A 2,719-nucleotide genomic window follows, 5' to 3' on the forward strand; every position below is an offset into this window, starting at 1 on the left:
GTTCGCGTAGGCGTGCCGGTCGGCCCGCCGGCCCGCCCGGTGCGGGGGACGCCGCCGAGACCACGATCCGAGCATCGTCGGCGTCCGGGGTGACCACCATCGCCGTCGAGTCCCCATCCGTTCCCACATCCGGTTCCGTCGAGAGCGCGAAACCCACCGGCGATACGAACACGACGCCGATCGCGGACACCGGCTCGCCCGACAATCCGCCCGACGAGAAATCCGCGCCCCCGACGGATGCGCTCGGCACCGACTCGGCCGAGCGGTCCGCGGACCCGGACGGCCCCACCTCGGACAGCACGGCGAAGGTCGAGGCGGCTGCAGCCGCGAAACCGCTCGACCCCGAGAAAACCGTCAACCTGAAAAAGACCGATACGGCGAAGGCCACGGCGGCGGGAGTGTCTCCGGACGGCACCGAGAAGGCCGAGCCGGAGAAGACCGAAAAAGACGAGATATCGGCGTCCGACCGTTCCTGGAAACTCACTTTGGCCACGGTCGCGGCCACGGTCCTGGTCCTGGCTCTCGTCACCGCGGCGGTGCTGTCGGTTTTCGCGGTCCGCTCCACCGAGGACCGCGACGCCCGCCGTAACGCCTACCTGCAGACGGCTCGGCAGACCATCCTCAACCTGACCACCATCCGCGCCGATACCGCCAAAGAAGACATCGACCGGATCCTCACCCTGGCCTCCGGTGAGTTCAAAACCGAATTCGACGGCCGGGTCGACCCGTTCGCCGAGATCGTCAAACAGGCCAAGGTGGTATCCAACGGCGAGGTCGTCGAGGCCGCCATCGAGCGAGACGACAAGGATTCGGCCACCGTGCTGGTGGCGGCCAAACAAACGCTGACCAATGCCGGGCGGGAGGAACCGCAGCAGCGGTTCTACCGGTTCCGGGTCACCGTGACCAGAAGCGACGACGGGTCGCTGAAGGCCTCCGATGTGGAGTTCGTGGCGTGATGAAAAAGATCCTGCTCGCCGTTGCAGCGCTCGTGGTGGTTGCCTCGGCTGTGGTGACCGGTATCAACGGCTACCGCTACTGGGACGACAAACGCGCCGAACAGTCGCGCTCCGATGCCGTTGCGGCCGCGACCCGCACGGTCTCGGACATGTTCAGCTACCGGCACGAAACGGTGGAAACCGAACTGCCCAAGGCCGCCGACAATCTGGCCCCGGACTTCCGGAAGGATTACCTCGAACTCATCGAGAAGGCGATCGTGCCGGGAGCCAAGGAAAAACTGCTCACGGTGGAGGCCACCACCCAGGCCGGCGGGGTGGTATCGGCCGACCGGGCGCACGCGGTGGTGCTGCTGTTCCTCAACCAGGTGACCACCAGCAAGGACACCCCCCAGGGGACCACCACGGGCAGCCGGGTACGGGTGACATTGGACAAATCCGACGACCGGTGGCTGGTCGCCTCGGTCACCCCCATCTGACAGACCCGAACACGCCGAGCTCACGGGAGCTCCACGAACTCGTGGTCACCGAGTATCACACTTACAGCAGCATCCGGAAGGACCGTACGTCGCTCCTGCTGTGAGGAGATCGCATGTTCACCCGGTTCGTCTGCGCTCTGGTCTGCACCGGCGCGCTCGCCGTCCTCGGGGTCGCGACATCACCCCCGGCCGATGGGTTCCCCGGCGCCGTCGCCACACCTGTCACGGCGCCGAACGGCCCCTACCCGGTCGGGCGCACCGACACCGCGCTCACCGACTCGGAACGCACCATCGCCATCTCGGTTTGGTATCCCGCCGCCGCGTCCGGTTCCCCGGCGCCCTATATCCCCGGACCGTGGCCGGTCGCCACAGCGCAGATCGCCGCCCGCACCGCGCAATGGCTGAACACACCCATAGCGGCGGCGACAATGCCCTTGGCGGCAGCGCCCGCCACCGCCGATGCGGCACCCGCCGAGCTCGGTGCGCTACCCGTCGTCATCTGGTCGCCCGGTCTGGGCACCCCCCGATGGTTGGCCTCCGGCCTCGCCGCCGATATCGCCTCCCGCGGCTATGCCGTCGTCACCATCGATCACACCGGCGAAGCGCCCGCCGTGGCGCTGCCGGACGGGCGGCTGGTGCTCGGCGAGATGCCCACCGGAAACCTCGACTACCTGCGGGCGGCGCTCGATGCCCGCGTCGCCGATACACTCCTTGTTCTCGACCGGCTCACCACCTTGCCGGTCATCGGCGACCGCATAGACCCGAATCGGGTAGCGGCCGCCGGTCACAGCTACGGCGGGCAGACCGCGGTCGCCGCGGCCGCGGCCGATCCCCGCATCCGAACCGTGCTCGTTCTCGACGGCTCCGCCGGATGGGATGGTGTCGTCGAGGTGCCCCACCTCGCCCGACCGGTTCTGCTGCTCGCGGCCGGCGATATGTTGCACGCCTCGTGGCTGGAACTCGACACCGCTGTGGTCGGCACCATCGCCGGGGGCGGCCACTACACCCCGACCGATCTGCCCGCATTCGGTGGTGGGATCGAGCTGTGCGGCACCATCCCCGAGGACACCGGTACGGAGATCACCCGCTCGGTCGTCGCCGCATGGCTCGACCGAACGCTACGCGACAGCGCTACCCGGCCACTACCGGAATTCCCGGCGTTGCACTGGCGGCATTGAGCCGTACCGACCGTATCGAAACGAAACGCCGGTCATCCCGTCGCGACGGGATGACCGGCGTTTCGTTTCGAGCCCCCTGTCAGGATTGAACTGACGACCTTTCGCTTAC

Annotated in this window: 3 protein-coding genes; all 3 read left to right on the forward strand. The window is 68.0% G+C overall.

Annotated elements, in window-relative coordinates; genetic code table 11:
• Window positions 1–956, forward strand: a 956-nt coding sequence (locus ON32_RS29845; protein WP_245550766.1) for an Rv1363c family protein, incomplete at its 5' end; no start/stop codon positions are given.
• Window positions 956–1,432 (forward strand): Rv1363c family protein, encoded by a 477-nt coding sequence (locus tag ON32_RS02340; protein WP_040788373.1) that lies wholly within the window; start codon window positions 956–958, stop codon window positions 1,430–1,432. The genes ON32_RS29845 and ON32_RS02340, both read left to right, overlap by 1 nt.
• A gap of 113 nt (window positions 1,433–1,545) precedes the next feature.
• Window positions 1,546–2,610, forward strand: coding sequence for an alpha/beta hydrolase family protein (locus ON32_RS26785; RefSeq protein ID WP_051132778.1), 1,065 nt, complete (start codon window positions 1,546–1,548; stop codon window positions 2,608–2,610).
• The last annotated feature ends 109 nt before the right edge of the window (window positions 2,611–2,719 follow it).

Origin of the sequence: Nocardia paucivorans NBRC 100373 (assembly GCF_000308675.1) — a bacterium.
GTDB lineage: Bacteria > Actinomycetota > Actinomycetes > Mycobacteriales > Mycobacteriaceae > Nocardia > Nocardia paucivorans.